Annotated in this window: 20 protein-coding genes and 1 pseudogene; 9 read left to right on the top strand and 12 right to left on the bottom strand. The window is 42.7% G+C overall.

Features of this window, described 5'->3' with window-relative positions; translation table 11 throughout:
* Positions 1-69: 69 nt before the first annotated feature.
* A complete protein-coding gene (locus tag LC586_RS19345; protein WP_229486347.1) occupies positions 70-747 on the bottom strand; it encodes an ATP-dependent Zn protease in 678 nt (225 codons plus the stop codon).
* 212 nt (positions 748-959) lie between these two features.
* On the opposite strand from LC586_RS19345, the gene LC586_RS19350 reads away from it, so the two are divergent.
* On the top strand, positions 960-1,175 hold the full coding sequence (locus LC586_RS19350) for a hypervirulence associated TUDOR domain-containing protein (RefSeq protein ID WP_094348753.1): 216 nt from the start codon (positions 960-962) through the stop codon (positions 1,173-1,175).
* Positions 1,176-1,436: 261 nt separating this feature from the next.
* Here the strand turns inward: LC586_RS19350 and LC586_RS19355 are convergent, their stop codons facing one another.
* Both LC586_RS19355 and LC586_RS19360 read right to left on the bottom strand, forming a co-directional pair.
* On the bottom strand, positions 1,437-2,291 hold the full coding sequence (locus LC586_RS19355; RefSeq protein ID WP_229486348.1) for a CheR family methyltransferase: 855 nt from the start codon (positions 2,289-2,291) through the stop codon (positions 1,437-1,439).
* Entirely contained in the window at positions 2,291-3,352 is a 1,062-nt protein-coding gene (locus tag LC586_RS19360) for a protein-glutamate methylesterase/protein-glutamine glutaminase (protein ID WP_229486349.1), read from the bottom strand. Before LC586_RS19360 ends, LC586_RS19355 begins: the two co-directional genes overlap by 1 nt.
* 127 nt (positions 3,353-3,479) lie before the next feature.
* Between LC586_RS19360 and LC586_RS19365 the strand changes: the two genes are divergently transcribed.
* On the top strand, positions 3,480-3,866 hold the full coding sequence (locus tag LC586_RS19365; protein WP_229486350.1) for a four helix bundle protein: 387 nt from the start codon (positions 3,480-3,482) through the stop codon (positions 3,864-3,866).
* A 67-nt stretch (positions 3,867-3,933) separates the two neighbouring features.
* Here the strand turns inward: LC586_RS19365 and LC586_RS19370 are convergent, their stop codons facing one another.
* From LC586_RS19370 to LC586_RS19380, 3 genes are read right to left on the bottom strand one after another with little or no spacing between them, the layout of a single operon-like run.
* Positions 3,934-5,238, bottom strand: a complete 1,305-nt coding sequence (locus LC586_RS19370; protein ID WP_229486351.1) for a methyl-accepting chemotaxis protein — start codon at positions 5,236-5,238, stop codon at positions 3,934-3,936.
* 33 nt (positions 5,239-5,271) lie between these two features.
* On the bottom strand, positions 5,272-5,886 hold the full coding sequence (locus LC586_RS19375) for a chemotaxis protein CheW (protein ID WP_229486352.1): 615 nt from the start codon (positions 5,884-5,886) through the stop codon (positions 5,272-5,274).
* The gene (locus LC586_RS19380; RefSeq protein ID WP_229486353.1) at positions 5,879-8,086 is read right to left on the bottom strand and encodes a chemotaxis protein CheA; all 2,208 of its coding nucleotides are present in this window, start codon (positions 8,084-8,086) and stop codon (positions 5,879-5,881) included. Before LC586_RS19380 ends, LC586_RS19375 begins: the two co-directional genes overlap by 8 nt.
* Before the next feature lie 670 nt (positions 8,087-8,756).
* On the opposite strand from LC586_RS19380, the gene LC586_RS19385 reads away from it, so the two are divergent.
* The 5 genes from LC586_RS19385 (at position 8,757) to LC586_RS19405 (ending at position 14,755) form a co-directional block, all read left to right on the top strand.
* Positions 8,757-9,122 carry a response regulator gene (locus LC586_RS19385; protein WP_229486354.1) on the top strand — a complete coding sequence of 122 codons (366 nt, stop codon included), beginning with the start codon at positions 8,757-8,759 and terminating at the stop codon, positions 9,120-9,122.
* Between the two features lie 6 nt (positions 9,123-9,128).
* Complete coding sequence (locus LC586_RS19390) at positions 9,129-9,737, top strand: chemotaxis protein CheC (protein WP_229486355.1); 609 nt, start codon at positions 9,129-9,131, stop codon at positions 9,735-9,737.
* A 53-nt stretch (positions 9,738-9,790) separates the two neighbouring features.
* Positions 9,791-11,404, top strand: a complete 1,614-nt coding sequence (locus LC586_RS19395; protein ID WP_229486356.1) for a hybrid sensor histidine kinase/response regulator — start codon at positions 9,791-9,793, stop codon at positions 11,402-11,404.
* Positions 11,405-12,255: 851 nt separating this feature from the next.
* Complete coding sequence (locus LC586_RS19400; protein WP_229486357.1) at positions 12,256-13,818, top strand: tetratricopeptide repeat protein; 1,563 nt, start codon at positions 12,256-12,258, stop codon at positions 13,816-13,818.
* The gene (locus LC586_RS19405; RefSeq protein WP_229486358.1) at positions 13,811-14,755 is read left to right on the top strand and encodes a hypothetical protein; all 945 of its coding nucleotides are present in this window, start codon (positions 13,811-13,813) and stop codon (positions 14,753-14,755) included. Before LC586_RS19400 ends, LC586_RS19405 begins: the two co-directional genes overlap by 8 nt.
* Before the next feature lie 224 nt (positions 14,756-14,979).
* Here the strand turns inward: LC586_RS19405 and LC586_RS19410 are convergent.
* Positions 14,980-15,213, bottom strand: a pseudogene (locus LC586_RS19410) (formyltransferase family protein); the annotation flags it as partial.
* Positions 15,214-15,306: 93 nt separating this feature from the next.
* Here LC586_RS19410 and LC586_RS19415 point away from each other — a divergent pair.
* Together LC586_RS19415 and vapC are read left to right on the top strand one after the other, a co-directional pair.
* On the top strand, positions 15,307-15,651 hold the full coding sequence (locus LC586_RS19415) for a hypothetical protein (RefSeq protein WP_229486359.1): 345 nt from the start codon (positions 15,307-15,309) through the stop codon (positions 15,649-15,651).
* Positions 15,648-16,055 carry a type II toxin-antitoxin system tRNA(fMet)-specific endonuclease VapC gene (gene vapC, locus LC586_RS19420; RefSeq protein WP_229486360.1) on the top strand — a complete coding sequence of 136 codons (408 nt, stop codon included), beginning with the start codon at positions 15,648-15,650 and terminating at the stop codon, positions 16,053-16,055. The genes LC586_RS19415 and vapC overlap by 4 nt, the downstream gene beginning before the upstream one ends.
* 92 nt (positions 16,056-16,147) lie before the next feature.
* On the opposite strand, the gene purU is transcribed toward vapC, so the two are convergent.
* The 5 genes from purU to LC586_RS19445 form a co-directional block, all read right to left on the bottom strand.
* Positions 16,148-17,002, bottom strand: coding sequence for a formyltetrahydrofolate deformylase (gene purU, locus LC586_RS19425; RefSeq protein ID WP_229486361.1), 855 nt, complete (start codon positions 17,000-17,002; stop codon positions 16,148-16,150).
* Positions 17,003-17,028: 26 nt separating this feature from the next.
* Entirely contained in the window at positions 17,029-17,655 is a 627-nt protein-coding gene (locus tag LC586_RS19430; protein WP_229486362.1) for a DUF4340 domain-containing protein, read from the bottom strand.
* A gap of 100 nt (positions 17,656-17,755) precedes the next feature.
* Positions 17,756-19,450 carry a GldG family protein gene (locus tag LC586_RS19435; RefSeq protein WP_229486379.1) on the bottom strand — a complete coding sequence of 565 codons (1,695 nt, stop codon included), beginning with the start codon at positions 19,448-19,450 and terminating at the stop codon, positions 17,756-17,758.
* A 361-nt stretch (positions 19,451-19,811) separates the two neighbouring features.
* Positions 19,812-20,624 (bottom strand): ABC transporter permease, encoded by an 813-nt coding sequence (locus LC586_RS19440; RefSeq protein ID WP_229486363.1) that lies wholly within the window; start codon positions 20,622-20,624, stop codon positions 19,812-19,814.
* Complete coding sequence (locus tag LC586_RS19445; protein ID WP_229486364.1) at positions 20,625-21,629, bottom strand: ABC transporter ATP-binding protein; 1,005 nt, start codon at positions 21,627-21,629, stop codon at positions 20,625-20,627.
* Positions 21,630-21,897: the final 268 nt, after the last annotated feature.

Raw genomic sequence — 21,897 nt, forward strand, 5'->3', positions numbered from 1 at the left:
CTCCCCTACCTCCCCCACTCCAAACTCCAAACTCCTAACTCCAAACTCCTAACTCCTAACTCCTAACTCCTAACTCCTAACTCCTAACTTTGCATGACAATCTTCTACCGAAGTACGTTGTCGCATGGCATTAACTAAAGCCTCGTAGCTAGAGCGATTTTCTTCCAGTAGGGTTTTTGCTTGCAGGGTATGAAACCGCAATTTCTGCTGATAAACTGATTCAGAAAATCCCAAAATTGTCAAGACTCCTATCAGCTTATTTTTATCATCAGATCCCCCCTCAGCATTATTAAAAACTAGGGTTTCAGCAGCAATACCCGCCATCCAAACAGTGCAGTAGCGGTCTAGCATTTGGGCACTGATTTTACCCACTTCTAGTTGAGATGCTAATTCGCCGTCATCAAAGCTAACGCCGCCTTGCCCAGGTTGACCCTGTTTCCAGGCTTCCCAAGCGCTGAGGGTGTAACCGCTAACGGGAATACCTAACAGGTAAGCAACCAAGAAATGCCCTGCTTCGTGGTGGACGATGCGATCGCGGTGTTCACTTGAAAATCCAGCAATCCAATCTAAAAAGATAGTACCACCCTTGCCTTGCAAGCTAAAACTGTCAAAAGTGGCTATTCCCAAAATAGCGAAGGTAGCGATCGCCGGTACTGCTGGTGATAAATTCAAGAATGGCCCCAGCAGTACCGATACAGTCATCAGAAAGATAGATATTGCAACTAAATTTAGGCTAGTCTGGCTCATTGAGAGTTTTTTGAATGCAGCTTAATCTTTTTTCATTATCAGGCGTTCGCACAGCTTTTGTATCAAGGTGGTTGGAGCGATCGCCTAATTTTTTCATCTTATACTGGCTTTATAAGGGATTTTTTCTCTATCACTAGAATGATGGCTGCTTTTCCAGTCGCAGACATAATGTGACCTTAGTAGGTGTATAAAACATCAAATAGGAGATGAATGTGGCTGAACAATTCAAAAAGGGCGATCGGGTTGAATGGAACACTTCACAAGGCAAGACAACTGGCAAAGTAGTAAAGAAACTAACTTCACCTACAGATATTAAAGAACACCATATTGCTGCAAGTGAAGATAACCCTGAGTACTTAGTTGAAAGTGATAAGACAGGAAAACAAGCTGCTCACAAGCCTGATGCTCTTAAGAAAGTAGAGGAGTAATTTGAATTTTGAATTGGTATAACTTGTGACTGTCAATATTTTGTCAAAACCCTTAATGATTATGCTGACTTTTCACGTTATGTGGAAAAGTCCACCAAAAATCTAACCCCCTAACCCCCAACCCGTGGCGGGAAGGGGGAAAATTCAAAGTCTCTCTCCTTAAAGGAAGAGAGAAATAGAAGTGAGGTTTTCCAGATGCCGTGAAAACCCTTAATGATTATGAGGGGAATGTCGGGAAACAGCAGTTTGCTGATTTTTAACTCAATCGGCAATTTTAACATCAGGATTGTGCAATCGATAGCAGATAGCCTTGTCAAATAAAACCCGCTTAAATGATTCATCTAGGCTGATAGTCGTTTCACCGCTACCAAGAAACAAGTAGCCATCTGGCCTTAATTGCTGCTTGATCTTTTTTAGCAAGGCTTTCTTGGTAACAACATCAAAGTAGATTAAAACATTCCGTAAAAAGATAACATCGAATTGCGGCAGAGATGACCAAGATTGCAAAAGATTTAACTGACGAAAATCAACCATCTGGCGAATGTGTTCCTTTATTTGCCAGTCAGAATCTAGCTTGTGAAAGTAGCGATCGCGAATATTTTTAGATAGTCCACGATTCATTTCAAGTCGGTTATAATGCCCTTCGCGGGCCCGCGCTAAAACCTTAGTAGAAAAATCAGTCGCAATTAGCTTGTGCGACCAATTGGTAAGCATGGGAAAATGTTCATGAATTAATATGGCGATGCTATAAGGTTCTTGTCCATTAGAGCAGGCAGCACACCAAATGTTGAGCGATCGCTCAATTGCTCGTTGTTTAATTAACTCTGGTAGCACGTATTCTTTCAGTGCTTTAAAAGGGTGGCTATCACGGAAGAATGAGGTTTCGTTAGTGACTAGTGCCTCGATTGTCTGGACGTGAAGACTATTAAACGGCTGAGTTCGCAAGTAAGTAACCAAATCAGGGATGTCAGCGAATCCTGCCGATTCGACAATTGGCTGCAAATGTAACTCTGCTAAATAAGTTTTATCACCAAACAACACAACGGCTGAATGATCGTGAACTAATTGACGAAGATACTCAAAATCAGTGGTGCTTACACCCATAATCTGTGTCATTACAGGTCTGAAAGAGGAACTTGATTGAAACGAATTCTGTGCATAATTTCATCTGCGATTTGGTTAAGCGGAAGAATTTGATCGGCAAGCCCGGCATTAACGACAAAACCAGGCATTCCCCACACGACACTAGTAGCTTTGTCTTGTGCAAGTACCTGTCCACCCGCCTCCCGTATGCACCGACAGCCATGTAACCCATCTTGCCCCATACCCGTGAGGATAACTGCGATCGCCCCAGCACCATAAACCCGTGCAACCGATCGCAACAGCACATCGACTGAAGGACGACAGGAATTTTCGGGAGATGCTTGATGGGTAGCAAGTCTAACCCCAGTTTTGTCGCGTTGCACAATTAGATGAAAATCTCCTGGTGCAATCCAGGCATGTCCTGGTTTTAATATCTGTCCAGAAACCGCTTCATCTACTGGGATGTGACACTTGGAAGCTAATTGTTTAGCTAGTAGTTTTGTAAACATTGGCGGCATGTGTTGCACAATCAAAATCGGCACTGATAAATCTGCTGGAAACTGCTTAAGCACTACAGCCAGAGCATTTGGGCCTCCGGTAGAAACCCCAATTGCCACAACCTCCACCTGCTGTATATCGCTACGAACGGGAAAAACAACTGGATGGGTAATTCTGCTGGGTGTGAAAAATCCACCAAATACCTTAATTTTAGGAATTAAATCATCCCGAATATGTTGGGTTGCTGCCTCTACACTTCCTAAGTTACTAGGTTTTGTGGCATAGTCTGAAGCACCTAAAGAAAGAGCTTCCAGCGTTGCGATCGCTCCACTGCGTGTGAAGGTACTGTACATAATCACTGGTAAACGTGGATACTTTTGTCGGATAGCCGACAGAGTTTGCAAACCATCCATCTCCGGCATCTCAATATCCAGGATGATGACATCGGGATTAACATGGGAAATCTTGGCAAGAGCAATGCGACCATTAGCCGCGACTCCTACCACCTCCAGTTCTGGATCGCTAGACAAAATTTTACTTAATCGACTCCGTACTACAACGGCGTCATCAACAACGAGTACCCGGATTTTGGGCATTGGGGACTGGGGATTGGGGAATGGAGGCAGGGGGCAGGGGAGGCAGGGGAGGCAGGGGAGGCAGGGGGCAGGGGGCAGGGGGAGCAGGGGAGGCAGGGGAGGCAGGGGGAGCAGAGGAGGCAAGACAATGACTAAAGAAGCTATTAAAGACCATAAAGACTTGGGAATTTATAAAATTGCCTTTGAAACAGCAATGAAAATTTTTGAGCTATCAAAAAAGTTTCCTGTGGAAGAACGATATTCTTTAACTGACCAAATTCGTCGTTCTTCTCGCTCTGTATGTGCGAACATGGCAGAAGCTTGGCGGAAACGCCGTTATGAGGCAGCATTTGTAGCTAAGTTGAATGATTGTGAGGCTGAGGCATCTGAAACTCAAACTTGGATTGAATTTGCCGTCAAATGCAACTATATGGATGTGCAAACAGGACGAGAGCTTTACGCAAGTTACAACCAAGTTTTATCTGGTCTAGTAAATATGATTAATCATCCATTACCTTGGTTGATGAATCGTTAATCTCCCCCTGCCTCCCCTGCCTCCCCTGCCTCCCCTGCTCCCCCTGCCCCCTGCCCCCTGCCTCCTCTTAATATTTGAACTGATTGACGACTTTCTGCAAATCTACTGCCATTCGGGATAGTTCTGTGGCTGCCTCTAAGGTATTACTAGTTCCAGTAGTCGTACTTTGAGTATTAAGTGCCACAATTCCAATACTTTTGGCAATATCTGATGTTCCTTTGGCTGCCTCAGCCATATTTCGACCAATTTCATTTGTAGTTGCAGTTTGTTCCTCAATAGCGGTGGCGATGGTGCTTTGGAAGTCGTTGATTTGATTGATAATACTAGTAATCTGAGTGATGGCTTGAACGGCGCTTTTTGTATCTGTCTGAATTGCTTCAATTCGCAAGCTAATATCTTCAGTAGCACTTGCCGTTTGTTTGGCTAATTCTTTCACCTCGTTTGCGACTACGGCAAATCCTCTACCTGCATCCCCGGCTCTAGCCGCCTCAATCGTAGCATTGAGTGCTAGCAAGTTTGTTTGCCCTGCGATCGAGGTAATGACTTTAATAACTTTGCCAATTTCGATGCTGCTTTGACCGAGTTTGTTAATTGTCTCGTTTGTGCGGTCAGCCGTTTTAACTGCCTCAGTCGTGACTTTTGCTCCTTCAGTAACGGTCTTAGCAATTTCTCGAATGCTAGCATTCATCTCTTCCACGGCAGTCACAACTGTATTGGTATTCTGACTTACTTGTTCAGCAGAGGCGGATGCAGAAGTGGCCTGTTCGGCTGTTTGTTCGGCGTTCTCAGTCATTTCTTTGCTGACTGCGGTCAGTTCTTCTGCCGAAGACGCAACTGCTGTTGCCACCTCTGTCATCTGTCTGATTGAAGACCTCAGGCTGCTAATCATCTGATTTGCATTATCCGTGAGCTGCTTAAACTCTCCTGCATTGCTTGCCTCGATTTGCTTGGACAAATTTCCTTGAGCAACGGCAAGGCTGACCTCATTAATACCTTTTATCTGCTCTCTTAAATTTGTAGACATCTGATTCAAGTTGTCGAGCGATTCTTTCCAACTCCCACCTGCTGCTTTGACAACGGCTTGAGAACCAAGCTTCCCTTGGATACCAATCTCGGATGCCAAGCGATTAACTTCGTTAGCAAAGTTTTGATTTAAACTCACCAATTCATTAAAAACTGAGGTTATTTCACCCAGTTGATTATTCTCATCAGCCAAACGGACGGTAAAATCACCGTTTTTTGCAGCCTTAAGTGCTATTAGTAACGCTTGCAATTGCACTTTTATCACACTGTCATCGGTCGGTTGCGAATCTGCACTATCCACCGAGGGAGATTTAGAGTTGGCTGTTTTCCCAGCCCGATTTGTAGTCATTGCAAAGCGCTCCTAAATTAATTACTCGATAATCTAATTTGTTAAATTAACATCTAGAATTTTCTCGGCGTCTAGAACTAACAGAAATCCGTCTGGGAGCGGGTAAGCTCCTGCTAGCATCTGACGCATTCTACCTTTTAACGTTGCGGGTGGGGGTTGAAAGGTGTTTTGTGCGAACTCTAAAACATCTCCCACATAATCGACCAGCAGACTGACTACTTCATGATCAGAACACACAATGATATTAAATCCCTGGGCTGCATCTACCTGACTTTTCACGTGATTTGGAAAGCCTCTCTCCAAACCTCTCTCCTTGAAGGAGAGAGGCTTTGAATTCTCCCCCTTCCCTGGTAGGGAAGGGGGTTGGGGGGTTAGGTTTCGCGTTGGTTTTTCCACATAGCTTGAAAAGTCAGGCTCATCTACAAGTTTTGTAGTTGATTGTGTCTGCGGTTCGCTCATCTCTAATCGACGCTGCAAATCGATGACAGTAATAATTTGTCCACGTAAATTAATCAACCCACAGATATCTGGTGGTGCCAAAGGTACACGAGTCATTGCTTGTGGACGAATCACTTCTTGAACGTGTTGCACGTCAATACCAAAGTAAACTCCTTTGAGAAAAAATGTGCAAATTTGTTGTTCAGCCATGAGTCGCTAGTTGCAGCAAATGAGGGTTAGCAATCCGAATTACAGTCTCAATGTCAAGAATTTCTGTGATTTGTCTTTGAATTACAGCACAGAAAAGCACACCAGGTCTACTAGGGATACCTTTAATGGTTAGTGGTTCTTCCACAATATCAAGAATACGATCGACCACTAGCCCAACACTGAGTTCTGAGTATGGAGAGACAATAATTATCTGGAGCGTTTCTGCAACTGTCGCCAAAGCCTGATCATTAAGGTGATTACGATCGCCATCGCAAAATATCTTGTGAAGATCAATTAGCGGCAGAATTTGACCGTAAGACTGGAAGACATCCTGATTAGCCACTTTTTCGACAGCAGAAGCAAGAATTTCTTCGAGCCGAAATGCGAGCGCTAGTGGAATGCCCATGCGTGCGCCTTGGGGGCCCTCAAACAGCAAAATTGTTTGGCGTGAGCCTCCTTGCTCTTGGCTATTTGCAGCATTTTCGCTCAACAATTGCTTTTGTTTGGCGGTTATACCAGTTCGGTTTGCCAGACCGACAACATCAATAATTAATGCCACTGTGCCATCTCCTAAAACGGTGGCTCCTGCAAATAGGGATAGTGCCTTTAACTGTCTTCCTAAAGGTTTAACTACAATATCTTGAATGTCTTCAATTGTGTCTACGACCAGTCCAAAGCGATAATTATCAACTTGCACAATTACCAGACTGAGCGTTTCTAAGTTGCTGACACTATCCTGTTGCAATACTTCGTTGAGATAAATCAAGGGTACAAGATTACCCCGCAAGCGATACACAGGCACATCGTATAATATCTCAATACTATTGAGTGCTTCTAGGCGTACTAGCTCTTGTAGACTCGCTTGGGAAATAGCATAGCGATCGCCCCCACTAGTGACAATCAATGCTGGAATAATTGCCAATGTCAAGGGAATCTTGATTTTAAAAGTCGTTCCTTGTCCCTGTTGGCTGTAAATTTCAACCGTTCCGTTAATCTTCTCAATATTACTCTTGACAATATCCATCCCAACCCCTCGCCCGGAAAGGTGAGTTACCTGTTCAGCAGTCGAGAAGCCGGATAAAAAAATTAAGTTCATCGCTTCTGACTCGCTCATGGTTGCAGCCTGCACAGCGCTCACTAAACCAAGTTGCTGCGCTCGCCCTTTCAGCCGTTCTAAATTCAGACCGCGACCATCATCGCCAATTTCAATATTGACTTTGCCGCTTTCGTGAAAGGCTCTGAGAAATAGCCGTCCTAAGCTTGGCTTTCCACAAGCAACCCGCTCGGCTGGTAATTCAATTCCATGATCGATGCAGTTGCGTAATAAGTGCGTCAAGGGGTCTTTAATTGTTTCAATAATACTTTTGTCTAGTTCAGTATCTGCCCCCTCCATCTCTACTTCAACTTCTTTACCGGAAGCGATCGCTAAATCGCGGGTGACGCGAGGAAACTTTTGCCAAATGGAACTAATTGGTTGCAGGCGAGTTTTCATCACCCCTTCTTGCAACTCGGCTGTAAGTAGGCTCAGGTGCTGGCAGGTAGCAGCAAAACCATTATCCTTAAACTTCGTACTAAATCCGATTACCTGGTTACGCGCTAAAACGAGTTCACCCACTAGGTTCATCATCTGATCTAGCAGATTAACATTGACTCGGATATAAGCAGATTCTGATGTTGTCGAAGTTGATATTTCTGTGAGTTCGTGATTGAAAGACTCAACAGACTCACTACCTGCTGGATCTTTTTGAGCTTCTGCATCTATTTGTGGCGTTTGGGTATTAACAGATTGAGAGGCTTTTGGAGTCTGTTTAGTTTCTGACAATTGGGTTAAAGCCCCAATTATTGCTGAATAATCGCGATCGCCCTCATGCTTTGTAGCTTGAATTTGAGACAGAATTTGCCGAATGCTGTCAACTGTTTGTAGTAAAGTACTAATAATGTCAGGGGTGATTGCTAGCTGGCGATCGCGCAGACACGAGAGCAAATTCTCTCCAGCATGAGCAAGTGATTCTAAATTAGGAAACGGTAAAAAACCGCAATTTCCTTTAAGCGTATGGAGTGAGCGATAAATCCGAACTAATGCTTCTCCATTACCAGATGCTTTCTCTAGCTCAATAATATCGCCTTCAATTTGATTCAAGTTCTCATAGCTTTCAACGAGAAATGCTTCTATATCATCGTCAATTTCATTTAACTCCATTGGTTAATAAAGTAAAGTTTTATATATTTTACTTTAATACTAATTTAATATTCCACCTCACCAATCTCTATCTAAAGAGAGATGTTTGGCTTTTCTCCGGTTGAAGACATTATATTTGCCCTAATGATATAGTTAAAAGACAGGCAATGTTCTCGTTGCCATTCAACTTAAACTTTCAACAATAGTCGTCGTCAAGACAGACAGTGTTACAAGTGCAAACAATGCGACGTGCGTTCCGCCCCGCTTCTCTACGAGACGCTACGCGAACGCTAACGTCAGTTTCTCTAATTTTACCAACCTTGGTACTACTCAAACGATGTCAAGCAGGTATACCTCAAAATGTATCTTAATGCCATAAGCGTGCGAGAAATCCAGCAAGTAACCGATATCCAACACACAACAATTGTGCGTTGGCAACGGATAGGAAAGCTGGAATTAGACCGAATTTTAAATACTTAACAAAATTTTAAAAGTTCCCATTATTAATAATTTTAGCTCCCCAGCATACCATTATAGTTTTAGCGAGTTTGATAATTTTTCCGAAACTCTCATTATTGATAATTGTAAAATTATATTTATTTATTATTTAATTGATTATTTTTAATTAATAATATAGGCTAATTAGTCTAAATCAAGAATTATTAAGCTAAAGCATAAAAGGATAAAGCTGATGGCAATGGTTTTGATTATCGATGATGCAGCTTTTTCTCGCAGAATGATCCGTAAGTTTCTGCAAATCGATGGTTATGAAATTATCGAAGCAACTAATGGGCGTGAGGGATTAGAAATGGTTTACAACCATAAGCCAAATTGTGTATTAGCGGATCTTCTCATGCCAGATATGAATGGGTTTGAATTTCTGAAAGCTATGCAAGATAAAGAATTAAAAATTCCGACCATTATCATTTCTGCCGATATCCAAGATGGGGCACGCAATCAAAGTTATAACTTGGGGGCAGTCAACTTTATTAATAAACCGCCTAAAGAAAGTGAATTGCGAAAGGCAGTCCAGCAAGTTCTTAATACCAAGGAATAAGTTTTCATGAATGTGACAGAAGAAGAACTGGATGCCCTGCAAGAGTTAATTAATATTGGAGTCGGTCGAGCAGCAAGCCTACTTAATGAAATGGTAGACTCTCACATTCGTCTGAAAATTCCGGTTGTTAAAGTGTTAACTGCTACCGATGCCTATCAAGAATTAACAAAACGATTTCATGATGATACTTTAGCATCGGTAAAACTACGCTTTACAGGCTCTTTCTATGGCACTGCTAGCTTAATTTTTCCAACTGACAGCGCATCAACATTGGTTGCAGTCCTTACAGGCGAAAAGCCAGGATCGGCTGACCTAGATACGGTGAAAATTGGCACTCTGAGCGAAATTGGTAACATTGTCATAAATGGGGTAATGGGTTCACTCAGTAATGTGCTAAAGAGGCATCTAAACTACACATTGCCCGTTTATTTAGAAGATACCCTTGAAAATTTATTATTATCTGCATACGAGAGCGATTCAAAAATCTTACTGGCACAAGCTAGTTTCACAATTGAACGCTTAGAAATTATCGGAGATATTATTTTAATCTTTCTAGTGGGTACTTTTGATGCGCTCATCAATGCAATGAATGAGGAAATTGGAATAATCCAATAATATAATATTAGCAAAAATCGGTGAAAAAAGTCTTAAAAAACTTTGAGAATACAATGAATATAATTGAACAAGCTCAGGAAAAATTTAGCCTTTTAGATAAAATTCCTTTAGGAGCTTTTGTTCTACAGTCAGATTATATTGTTATCTTCTGGAACTGCTGCTTAGAGGAATGGACAAAAATTCCGAAAAGCCAGATTTTGGGAAATTCTATTCATGAATATTTTCCTCATCTGAATCAACCTCGTTATGCTAGCCGTTTGTACCAAATTTTTCAAGGCGGGCCTCCGACAATTTTTTCTTCTCAACTACATAAGTATATCATTCCAGTACCTATATCCAAAGATAAATACCGTATTCAACACACAACTGTTACTGCTGTGTCTGCGTTGGATGGAGATAGATTTTATGCTCTGTTTTCAATTGAAGATTTGACAGATTTAACGTTCCGAGTTCAAGAATATAAAAATCTACGCGATCAGGCTCTAGCAATAGCAGAACAACGTCAACAGGCGAAAGAAGCTGCTGAGACAGCAAACCGAATTAAAGATGAATTTTTAGCAATTGTTTCTCATGAACTTCGTTCTCCTCTTAATCCAATTTTGGGCTGGGCAAAGCTACTGAAAAATCGCTCATTAAACGAAGCTACTACTGTGCGTGCCCTTGAGACAATCGAACGAAATGCTGAACTACAAGCTCAGTTGATTGAAGATTTGTTGGATATCTCTCGCATTCTCCAGGGCAAGCTAGCACTTAATTTAGAAACGGTTAATCTTGTTTTTACTATTGAAGCTGCCTTAGAGACAGTGCAATTAGCAGCAGAAGCAAAATCTATTCAAATTAATCTTCATTTGGATAGAGAAATTGGACAGGTGAAGGGTGATAGTAATCGTATTCAACAAATTATTTGGAATCTGCTCTCTAACGCTGTTAAATTCACACCATCCGGTGGACAGGTTGAAGTCTACTTAGAACAGATTAGTTCTGAGGTAGAACTGAGAGTTACTGACACGGGTAAAGGTATTAGTCCTGACTTTCTGCCACACGTATTTGAGTATTTCCGTCAGGCAGATAGTCGTACAACCAGAAGTTTTGGTGGACTAGGACTTGGTTTGGCGATTGTGCGCCAACTTGTCGAGTTACATGGCGGTACAGTTTTGGCAGAGAGCTTAGGAGAAGGGCAAGGTGCGACATTTACAGTTACCCTACCCGTGTTTCAACATCTGGAATTAGGAAGGGAAAATCACAATGTATTAGACGATTCCTATCCATCCTGTATGCTTTATGCTCCACTAGAAGGAATACGTTTGTTAGTTGTAGATGATAATGCTGATACCCGTGAGTTTCTGGCTTTTCTATTAGAACAGCAGGGAGCAATCGTGACGATCGCAGCATCTGCCACTGAAGCACTTACTGCAATTATGCAGTCAAAGCCAGATTTGCTGTTAAGCGATTTAGGTATGCCAAATCTTGACGGTTACACTTTGATCAGAAAGTTACGAGCAATGCCCGCCAATTTAGGTGGACAAATTCCCGCGATCGCCCTAACTGCTTACGCCGCAGAAACGACACAAAAACAGGTTTTTACAGCCGGATTTCAACTCCACATTGCTAAACCAGCCGATCCTGCCAAACTGGTAGCTGCGATCGCAGCCCTTGTTAAAAGCTAAAAGCTGCAAAAATCGGCGTTGCTGATTAATCGGATGAATTTTGTTTCGCGTAAAGGCGCAAAGACGCAAAGAATCTACCTTTAGGGACTTCCAGAAAATAAATTATCCAATTTACTCAGATAATATTTTTCTTTCTCCCCCTGCCTACACCGCGATAGGATATTTTTTTAGTTGGAAGTCCCTTAGTAGGCGTAGCCCCAATACCGTTCGGTTAAGGAATTTTTTGGTTGAGGCAGGCTGTTCTTGAGCAGGGGGAGAAGAGAAGCTGTTCTTGAGAGAAGAATTGCTGAACAATAACCTTCTTTCCTCAAGAGCCTCAAGAGCCTCAAGAGCCTCCCCTGCTTATCCGAACGGTATTGGGCGTAGCCCGTCGTAGACATCGCTTTGCTTGCAATGACGAAAATACGTTCAATTTGCGTAAGTCCTATAAACGTTGAAATATTTGTTACTAACATCGAAGCATTTGTTGCAAACGTTGAAACATTTATTGCGAATGTTTAAGCATTTGTTGGAAATGTTTGAACATTTGTTGCTAGCATCGAAGCATTTGTTATAAACGTTTAAACATTTGTTGCAAAGGTTTAAGCATTTGCTGGAAATCTTCAAACATTTGTTGCAAAGGTTTGAAGATTTATTGCAAATATTTGAATATTTGTTATAAACGTTTAAACATTTGTTGCTAGCATCGAAGCATTTGTTACAAACGTTGAAATATTTGTTGCTAGCATCGAAGTTTTTGTTACCAACGGTAAAAGGGACTGGGGATTGGGGACAAGCTCTTGAGCAGGGAGCAGGGGAGAAGTTGCAGTAAGTCTTTCCCCAGACCTTTGCCCCTCTGCCTCTTGTGCCCAATGCCCAATGCCCAATGCCCAATGCCCCAAGTGGCAGTTGCCCAAACCAGTGTTGAACAGCTATCTCAACAAGGTACTGCTGCCCAAACAGCCAATAAATACTCCGAAGCCGAAGCAATTTGGCGTAGAGTTCTGCAAATTGACTCTAAAAATGCTAATGCATACGTTGGTCTGGGGAGGGCGCTGGGATACCAGAGGAAATATGATGAAGCGATCGCCGCATACCAAAAAGCCATCCAACTCGACCCCAACAATGCCGATGCATACGTTGGTCTGGGGAAGGCGTTGGGAAGCCAGGGGAAATATGATGAAGCGATGGCTGCTTTCCAAAAAGCCATCCAACTCGACCCCAACAATGCCGATGCATACGTTGGTCTGGGGAAGGCGCTGGGAGACCAGGGGAAATATGATGAAGTGATCGCTGCTTTCCAAAAAGCCATCCAACTAGACCCCAACAATGCCTATGCATACGGCGGTTTGGGGAATGCGCTGGGATACCAGGGGAAATATGATGAAGCGATGGCTGCTTTCCAAAAAGCCATCCAACTAGACCCCAACAATGCCTATGCATACGGCGGTCTGGGGAAGGCGCTGGGAGACCAGGGGAAATATGATGAAGCGATCGCCGCATACCAAAAAGCCATCCAACTAGACCCCAACAATGCCTATGCATACGGCGGTTTGGGCTATGCACTGGGAACCCAGGGAAAACACGATGAAGCGATGGCTGCTTTCCAAAAAGCCATCCAACTAGACCCCAAAAATGCCTATGCATACGGCGGTTTGGTAAGGGCGCTGGGAAACCAGGGGAAATATGATGAAGCGATGGCTGCTTTCCAAAAAGCCATCCAACTAGACCCCAAAAATGCCTATGCATACGACGGTTTGGGCTATGCACTGGGAACCCAGGGAAAACACGATGAAGCGATGGCTGCTTTCCAAAAAGCCATCCAACTAGACCCCAAATATGCCTATGCATACGGCGGTTTGGTAAGGGCGCTGGGAAACCAGGGGAAATATGATGAAGCGATGGCTGCTTTCCAAAAAGCCATCCAACTAGACCCCAAATATGCCTATGCATACGACGGTTTGGGCTATGTGCTGGGAAACCAGGGGAAACATGATGAAGCGATGGCTGCTTTCCAAAAAGCCATCCAACTAGACCCCAAATATGCCTATGCTTACAATGGTCTGGGCTACGCACTTCAGCAGCAAGGGAAGTTAAAAGAGGCAATTCAGGAGTTTAAGCAAGCGACTAGGTTAGACCCGAATTATGTAATTGCCCAAAACAATCTCAAGGAAGCGCAGAGGTTGTTGGCGTTACGACAAAAACCGGAGTTGCAGCTTCCGATTGAGGTTGAGCAAGAATCGTTACCCAGTCCACAAGAGGAACCTTTGGTTGGTGTGTTGCGGTCTGTTGTGCGAATTATTGCCGAGATTCCTACGGGGAATAATATTGCTGCTGGCTGGGTAGTGAAACGAGAGGGAAACAAAGCCTGGATTGTTACTAATCGCCATGTAGAATGGGCAACAACCAAAACTCTTTCTCCAATCAATGCGTAGTATCAGTAACTTGGAAAGTGAGGGTGTTCAAACTCTGAATTTTACAGGAAAATTTGAAAGTGAATCATTTCCTCAAATTAATCAGTTAAAAAACCTTAAAATCGAGCTGAAGAATAGCAAAAGTAAATTGATTATTGCTCCAGTAAATCCCAAAGTACCCAGTGAAATAGACCTTGCAGAACTGCGGCTGCAACCAAATACAAAAGTAACTGGACTAAGCTACGACTCTTATTATAAGAGGCTTGCTTTTTCTCTCCAACCTCATCCGACGTTAGAGTCAGGTAATAAACCGAATAATTTAAAACTTTATTGGGGAGATCAACCACTCAAAGTTAGTTTGGAAGGTTATAAATTCCCAAGCTTAAATTTACTAAATAGCTCAGATGAACAAACACCACTAGAATTTACTTTCACTCCAGATAATCAAGAATTCAAATTAGAATTAGCAAAAGATACTAATATTTATCTCACCACATCTGCACCTATTAAAAATGACTCAGAGCAATGGTTTAGAGGAAAAATAACAACTAAAGATGTACAGTTTCAACGAATAGATAGGAGTGGCGATATCAGAGATGATTTAGCTATTTCCACTATTATTGAAGGTGAAATCCGCATGATTGAACAGGAAAGGAAAATTAAAGACAATCAGTTTCTCATGGGAGAAAAACCTGATATTCCCCTAAATATAGAACTGATACGCCATCTTCAGATTGTTCCCAACAAGGGGTTAGAAGTTCGCATTGCTGGTAAAACTCAACAGATTAAAATCGGTCTAGATAAGGATTTTCCTGTTTCCAGTATTCAAGGAAGCTGGTTAGATGGTATTTTACCCCGTGATGCGATTATTGCTATATTCTCTTTCGGGGCTGCTACTATTAGTTATTTATTATCTGTTTTAATTGATAATATCTCGAAATCTGCCTCAAAACCTTGAATAGTATCTTGTTCATAGCATTTATCCTACAGAGGCGTAGAGTATACAGAGGAAGAGAAGGAAAGAGGTAGTTAAATAATTCGTAATTCGTAATTCGTAATGGGCTTCGCCCCGCAACGCTTTCGTAAATTTTGTTTTGTAATGGGGATTTAACCCCAACACAAAACTTGCTTTTTTATTGAACCGGGGGACTTAAACCCACGGAACTAGTTAATAATTACAAATCACTCAAATACTACTGTTCTATTACCATATACTAAAACACGATTTTGCAAGTGCGTAGGCGTAGCCCGCCGTAGGCATCGCACTGCTCTTGCTAATACAACTCTCTCCAAATCTTTGCTTTTTCTCACCAAATCATCCACTTCATCACGGTGACTGACTCGCACCACATCCTGTTCAATAATTGGGCCTGCATCTAAATTAGCAGTGGCATAATGAGCAGTTGCACCAATAATGCAATAACTATTAACAAGTAAAAAACCAGTCAAACTAGATTAACCCCTGAAGAGTGAAAGTAAAATAAAATTATCCTCCACTTAAACCCCATCATGGCTATCCCAGAACTCGAACAACAACTCCTTCAGCTTTCCCCCAACGATAAACTGTATATTATCCAATTCCTTGCCCAAAGCCTGACCACACACAACATCCACCCAAACCAACCCACCAAACTCTCAGAATTCTTTCGTCAATCCCCCCTGGCTGAACTCAGCGAAGAACTCGACCTTAGCCGAGGCTGGACATTGCTAAAAACCCTCATTGAGTCCCTACAACCAGAAACCCAAACCGAAACCCCAGAATATCCCCTGACTAAATTCTATGGATGTATCCAAGATGAAACATTCTTTCGCCATCCCCAAGGACAACAACAAGAACGCGAACCCATCCTGTGAAATTTCTGCTAGATACTAACACTTGCATTATCTATATGCGTGGTAAAAATTTCACTTTAAAGCAGAAACTAGAAACCACTGCTACCAAAGACATTGCCGTTTGCTCAATCGTCAAAGCTGAACTATTTTATGGTGCAATGAAAAGTGCCAACCCAGAACGTAATCTTACCTTACAGCAAGAATTTTTAGCTCAATTTATATCACTACCGTTTGACGATCTCGCAGCAATGACATTTGGAATGATTCGATCTCAGCTAGAAGCATTAGGCACTCCAATTGGAGCTTATGATTTACAAATTGCCGCCATCGCACTGACAAATAACTTAACCCTTGTTACCCATAACACCAGAGAATTTAAGCGGGTTAATAACTTGCTGATTGAAGATTGGGAGATAGATAATTGACAAAGACTGGCTAGAAAACATCATATCACAACTTCCCGCGTAGGCGTAGCCCGCCGTAGGCATCGCTCTCTTGCATTCCTTCGGATATAAAATCACTCAAAGACTACTGTTCTATTACCATATACCAATACACGATTTTGTAAATGCGATCGCACCGCTCTTGCTAATACAACTCTCTCCAAATCTTTGCCTTTTCTCACCAAATCATCAACTTCATCACGGTGAGTAACTCGCACCACATCCTGTTCAATAATTGGACCTGCATCTAAGTCAGCAGTGGCATAATGAGCAGTTGCACCAATAATTTTCACACCACGTTCAAAAGCTCTGTGATAAGGGTTTGCTCCGATAAAAGCTGGTAAAAATGAATGATGTATATTAATAATTTGCGGAAATTGATTAATAAAATCTGCACTAACAATCTGCATATATTTCGCCAATACAACTAAATCTATTTTGTACTGGCGCAGTAATTCTAGTTGTTGGGCTTCTTGTTCTGATTTATTATCTTTATTGATGGGAATATGCTGGAAGTCGATATTAAACTGCTCCGCTACTACCTTTAAATTAGAATGGTTACTAATAATTAAAGGAATTTCAGCAATAAATTCTTTAGCACGTTGTCGCCAAATCAAATCAAATAGACAATGGTCTTGGCGACTTACCCAAATAGCAATGCGTGGTACTGTATCAGAAAAACGTATTTCCCACTTAGCGTCTAAAGGTTGGGCAATCGCATTAAATGCAGGTGCAATAAACTCTCGCGGCAAATTGAACCCCTCTAGTTGCCATTCAATGCGGGTAAGGAATAACCCAGCAGCAAAATCTGTATGCTGATCTGCATGGATAATATTACCACCATTAGAATAGATGAAATTGGCAAATTTCGCCACCAATCCCCGTTGATCGGGGCAGGAAATCAGCAATGTTACTGTCGGATTTATCATAATAATATCGCCAGATTTTGAATTAATTATTTGCTGTTTGTCGGAGTCGGATTAGGAATGGTGAGCGGAGGAAGTTTCTGGCTATTATCTACAGGTTGCTTCCACTCTGATAGTTCCCTATTTACGGCATTTGCAAAATCTGTAGATACCAACAGCACATTTATATTTCCATCAGGTTTAGCAGCAGGGTCTGCTTGAGCATACAAGAAACGACCGTTAAAGTTAGATTTACCCAAAATCAACTGATGGCTTTGTCGGTTTTTCAGGGTGATGTTGATAGTTGCTTGGGGTTGATCTAGGGCGAATTCTTTAAGCTCTTTTGCTGGAGTTGAGAGAGTGCGCTCGCTATTACCTTTGACTAACAAATCCATTAAATAAGAAACAATAGCATCATTTGCTGGCCCCGATACCGGAGATTTGATTAACCACTTGGGGTTACTACTAGATTCAGGGTTCCGTTCCAGATTCAGGGTGAGTTTTTTTGTCGTGACTGTTAAAGACTGCACATCATCTTCGGCAAAAGAGAAAATTTGCTGCTTTTGCTCCTTGGTTTGTTCTTGCACAGTCGCACCCCGAATTTCATAGAAGTAAACAAAACCACCTAAACCTAGCGCTAGCAGTATTAAAATTAAAGTCGTTCGCGGCAATTTCATTTTTTAAACATTGGGCATTGGGCATTGGGCATTAGACGCGATTAATCGCGTCTCTACTCTCCTGTACAGACGCGATTAATCGCGTCTCCTAACTCACTTCTTACCTTCGTTTCCACCAAATAATAACTGCGATCGCAAACCCAATTAAGGGTAAAACCAACAGAGATGACAATATTAAAAGATTGCCTTGTGTGGTTGTCAAGGTTATCCGACGGTTTTTCGGTTCTTTGGGGCGAATAGAAAGGGGTTGCTGATCCTGTTGACTCAGCCAAGTAACTGAGTTGAGGAATACATCTCCATTTAATTGCTGTTGAAACAAGCCATCGGTGGCGAAATCGGAATTTCCTAAAACCACTAAACGGGACTCGGTGGCTGTTTGAGATGAGGGAGTAGGGGCAGGGGAGGCAGAGGGAGCAGGGGAGGCAGAGGGAGCAGGGGAGGCAGGGGGGGGAGTGGGGGAAGTCTTGCTTTGAGTGGTTGGTGATGGTAGGGGTGAAGGTGTCGGTGCAGGTTGGGGAGTGGAAGCAGATTTGGGTGTTTGTTTTCTTGTTAAGGCAACGCCTAAGGTTAGAGGCCCTTTGAGGTCTTTATCTGCATTAAACTCCAATTTTTCGCTTTGGAGGTCGCTTTCTGCCCAACTGTTGGGGTAGGGTTTGGTTCGTAGCAGTGGAGTAGCCTGAACACCAGGCACAGAGGTAATTTCCAATGGTCGGGCAATCGGATAAAAAGAATTACCGTTACCGAAATCTTTGGTAATCGGATGTTGTCCGTATTCTGTGACTAAGGGCGCAGCAGGGCCAAGTCCCACGACGCTTTCGCTAGAGACATCGACTGCTAAACGATTATCCAGACGAACACCCCACTCTTGTAGCAAGCTGTTAAGTTTGGGATCAGTATTAGGATCAATCATCAGCAGTAAGTTACCACCGCGATTAAGATATTCTTGCAAAGCTTTGACTTCACCCTCAAACAGCCCTCGCTTAGGGCCAGCTACTATCACTACAGCCGCATCTTGAGGAACTTTAGAAGTTTCTCCTAAATTCAGCGGTGATGTTGTAAAACTTTTATCTCCTAATCCCTGAACTGCTTGTGATATTGCATCTTTACCAGGTGAAAGTTGGCGTTCGCCATGACCTTGGAGTAAGTAAACTTTGGCTGTGGTTGAACTTGTTAGTTGTTGCAGGCGACTAGTTAATCTGATTTCTGACAAGCGCTCATTTTCATTTACCGTCTGTACTAATTGCCGTTTATCGCCAGATTCTAAATAAACTTCCCCATAATCTTTGACCCCAAACTTTTCTGCAAGTCCTGGTCTAGTTTGGGGGTCAATGTACTCATATTTAAATTTTGAGCTTTGGCGTTGATAATTGTCTAGCAATTCCCGGTCTTGGCGATTCTGGTTAATATCAAACACCCATACCTTAACTGGCTGTGGTAAAACCCTCACCAGTTCGCGTGACTGGGGCGCAAGGGTAAACAATTGAGTTTCTGTTAAGTCTGCCCGCAGGTGGTAGCGAGTTCCCAAAAAGTTAATCAATCCCAAAATTGCCAACACTGCCAGAGTTGCTACTAAAGCATTAGTACCAGCTTGGGTAGAACGACGCTTCCACCAGTTAGTTTGGTAGCTTTGCCATATTATCCCCAACCCACTAATGACAATTCCGGTAATTATAAATGCTAATGGGATTAGTCCCCACGATTCAGAGACTAACCCAACTGTTAGTCCGGCAGTAATTAGGAACGGGCCTAACCAAAACAGATATTTCCACAGTTTATTTTTTGCAACTATCTTCATATTTTTAAACTGAAGTGAGGAGTTAGGAGTAGAGACGCGATTAATCGCGTCTGTACAAGAGTTAGGAGTAGAGACGCGATTAATCGCGTCTGTACAAGAGTTAGGAATTATGAGTTTTAACAAAACATAATAGAAGCGTCAGTCGCCAGAATTCAGAATTTAATTATGTATGACACTTCGACATGGTTCGACTCCGCTCACCAGCCGCTCAGTGACCACTGGCGGATAGTGCAGCGTCTGGTAGAGAGCGTCTGAATAAACGGGTTTAAGTCTCCCACTTTCTTGTTCTAAATTCTGAATTCTGTATTTTGGATTCTTCTTCAACTCCTCACTCCTAACTTTTAACTCATAACTTATATAACTATTGCCTTTGAAAGCGCAGTGCATCAATTGATTGAGCTGTGAGAAAGATGCCCAAAAAAATGTAACTGGCGAATAAAATTAAGGCGCTGGTATCAAAAATGCCTTGAATTAAGGTGTTGTAATGTTTCAGCAATGACAGATAACCTAATGCTTCGCCCACGGGGCCAGGGACAATTTTGGCGATTAAATCAATCAATAACAATAATAAAATCACTGCAAAGGTGAAAACGGCAGACAGAATTGTGCTGTCTGTTAATGAAGAAATAAACATTCCTAAAGATAAAATTGCTGCTGCTAGCAAGATTAATCCAAAATGACCTAGTAAAGGAATTGAGAGCGCCATTGGTGGATTTGATCCACTGATGGCGATCGCTTCAAACACTAGCATGGGTACAACCATCGTGGTAAAAAATGTTAGCACGCCTAATAACTTACCTAAAGCTACCGCCCAATTGGTGATTGGTGAGGTGGCTAACAGTTCTAAAGTCCCCCGCTTACGTTCTTCGGCATAGAGTCCCATCGAGAGAATTGGCAGGATAAACAACAATAGCCACCCCATGCGATCTAAAAATGCCCGGATAAATTCGTAGGGGACATCTATCGGCGGTACTGGCACTCCGAGTTGTTGCCCTTGTGCATCTATTGCCGCAACTCCTACCAAAATGCCATCTGGCCCTAGCAAAATCATCACGAAGAATAACCCCGCGATGAACCAAAATATGCCTGCGATCGCATAAGCCAAAGGTGATACAAAATAACTCTGTAACTCTCGGCGATAAATGGCAATAATATTACTCAGCACTATACCCATTTACGCTGCCTCTCCTTCGTTGTCTGCTGCTAAGTCTACCTCAGTATCGAAATTTTTCTCTTCTGTGGTCAGTTGCAAGAACACGTCTTCTAAGGTGGCGTTAACTCGCCTCAGTTCATGTAAACCGAATCCTGCACGCACTAATGTTGTGGCAATATCTTTTCCTGGTTCTTTTCCCGGTTGCGATATCACCCGCAGGTAAGCGCGATTTTCCTGGGGTTGATGACCTCCGGCTGTCGGAATTGATTCTACCAAACTCACACCCGCGACTTTTTGCAATACCTGTTTCGCTAGGGCAGCTTCTCCTTCTATTTCCAATTCATACCCTGAGCCACCTGTCAACTGAGTCATTAAGTTTTCTGGTGTATTAGTTGCCACAACTTTCCCGCGATTGATGATGGCGACACGGCTACAAGTCATGCTCACTTCTGGCAAAATGTGTGTAGAAAGAATAATTGTGTGAGTGCCAGCGAGACTTTTAATTAAATTCCGCACCTCAATTATTTGTCGGGGATCGAGTCCAACGGTGGGTTCATCTAAAATGATCGCTGGTGGATCGTGGACGATCGCTTGAGCAATTCCTACTCTTTGGCGGTATCCTTTAGAAAGTTTGCGAATAATCACCCGCCGCTTATCTTCTAAATTGCAGCGTTCGATAGCGGCTGTTACCTTATTGGGGCGATCGCCTGCTGATACTCCCTTAATTCGGGCGACAAAATGCAAAAATCCCTCCACCGTCATGTCTGGATATAACGGCGGTGTTTCCGGTAAATAACCAATGCGTTGGCGTACAGCTAGGGAATTTTCATGGACATCATAACCAGCAATTCGGGCATTTCCATTAGTTGCCGGTAAATAACCAGCCAAAATCCTCATGGTTGTGGTTTTACCAGCACCATTGGGCCCCAACAACCCTAAAATCTCCCCAGGTTCGACGCTAAAAGTGACATCAGTAATCGCTGGGGTGGAACCGTATATTTTACTTAGATGCTCAACTTCGATCATCGGTATAGTGGCGATCGCAATTTATAGAATACCCAACAATCTTAGATCACGATATTGGGTATGGGGGATTGGCACTAAGATTCGCCGATAATGGGTAAAGTTCCTGAAAAACTTAACCACCGAGCAAGCTTCCTTACAAGGGTTGGGGGAAAAATTAAAGCCTTTCTCCTTGTAAGGCTTTGTCAGAGTGAAACTGTCACACTCACCGACATCCCGCCCAGAACTGAAGTTCAGGGCTGATAGCTGAAGTCCACTCAAGTGGACTAAA

This window comes from Nostoc favosum CHAB5714, assembly GCF_020829495.1.
Lineage (GTDB): Bacteria > Cyanobacteriota > Cyanobacteriia > Cyanobacteriales > Nostocaceae > Nostoc > Nostoc favosum.

What these genes read in the sequence shown, in the direction of transcription:
- LC586_RS19405 (WP_229486358.1), top strand. Translation starts at nt 13,811, where the DNA reads ATGCGTAGTATCAGTAACTTGGAAAGTGAGGGTGTTCAAACTCTGAAT.
- LC586_RS19415 (WP_229486359.1), top strand. Translation starts at nt 15,307, where the DNA reads ATGGCTATCCCAGAACTCGAACAACAACTCCTTCAGCTTTCCCCCAAC.
- LC586_RS19440 (WP_229486363.1), bottom strand. Translation starts at nt 20,624, where the DNA reads ATGGGTATAGTGCTGAGTAATATTATTGCCATTTATCGCCGAGAGTTA.
- LC586_RS19370 (WP_229486351.1), bottom strand. Translation starts at nt 5,238, where the DNA reads ATGACTACAAATCGGGCTGGGAAAACAGCCAACTCTAAATCTCCCTCG.
- LC586_RS19375 (WP_229486352.1), bottom strand. Translation starts at nt 5,886, where the DNA reads ATGGCTGAACAACAAATTTGCACATTTTTTCTCAAAGGAGTTTACTTT.
- LC586_RS19400 (WP_229486357.1), top strand. Translation starts at nt 12,256, where the DNA reads ATGCCCAATGCCCAATGCCCAATGCCCCAAGTGGCAGTTGCCCAAACC.
- LC586_RS19380 (WP_229486353.1), bottom strand. Translation starts at nt 8,086, where the DNA reads ATGGAGTTAAATGAAATTGACGATGATATAGAAGCATTTCTCGTTGAA.
- LC586_RS19365 (WP_229486350.1), top strand. Translation starts at nt 3,480, where the DNA reads ATGACTAAAGAAGCTATTAAAGACCATAAAGACTTGGGAATTTATAAA.
- LC586_RS19360 (WP_229486349.1), bottom strand. Translation starts at nt 3,352, where the DNA reads ATGCCCAAAATCCGGGTACTCGTTGTTGATGACGCCGTTGTAGTACGG.
- LC586_RS19445 (WP_229486364.1), bottom strand. Translation starts at nt 21,629, where the DNA reads ATGATCGAAGTTGAGCATCTAAGTAAAATATACGGTTCCACCCCAGCG.
- LC586_RS19395 (WP_229486356.1), top strand. Translation starts at nt 9,791, where the DNA reads ATGAATATAATTGAACAAGCTCAGGAAAAATTTAGCCTTTTAGATAAA.
- LC586_RS19435 (WP_229486379.1), bottom strand. Translation starts at nt 19,450, where the DNA reads ATGAAGATAGTTGCAAAAAATAAACTGTGGAAATATCTGTTTTGGTTA.
- LC586_RS19390 (WP_229486355.1), top strand. Translation starts at nt 9,129, where the DNA reads ATGAATGTGACAGAAGAAGAACTGGATGCCCTGCAAGAGTTAATTAAT.
- LC586_RS19345 (WP_229486347.1), bottom strand. Translation starts at nt 747, where the DNA reads ATGAGCCAGACTAGCCTAAATTTAGTTGCAATATCTATCTTTCTGATG.
- LC586_RS19430 (WP_229486362.1), bottom strand. Translation starts at nt 17,655, where the DNA reads ATGAAATTGCCGCGAACGACTTTAATTTTAATACTGCTAGCGCTAGGT.
- purU (WP_229486361.1), bottom strand. Translation starts at nt 17,002, where the DNA reads ATGATAAATCCGACAGTAACATTGCTGATTTCCTGCCCCGATCAACGG.
- LC586_RS19355 (WP_229486348.1), bottom strand. Translation starts at nt 2,291, where the DNA reads ATGACACAGATTATGGGTGTAAGCACCACTGATTTTGAGTATCTTCGT.
- LC586_RS19385 (WP_229486354.1), top strand. Translation starts at nt 8,757, where the DNA reads ATGGCAATGGTTTTGATTATCGATGATGCAGCTTTTTCTCGCAGAATG.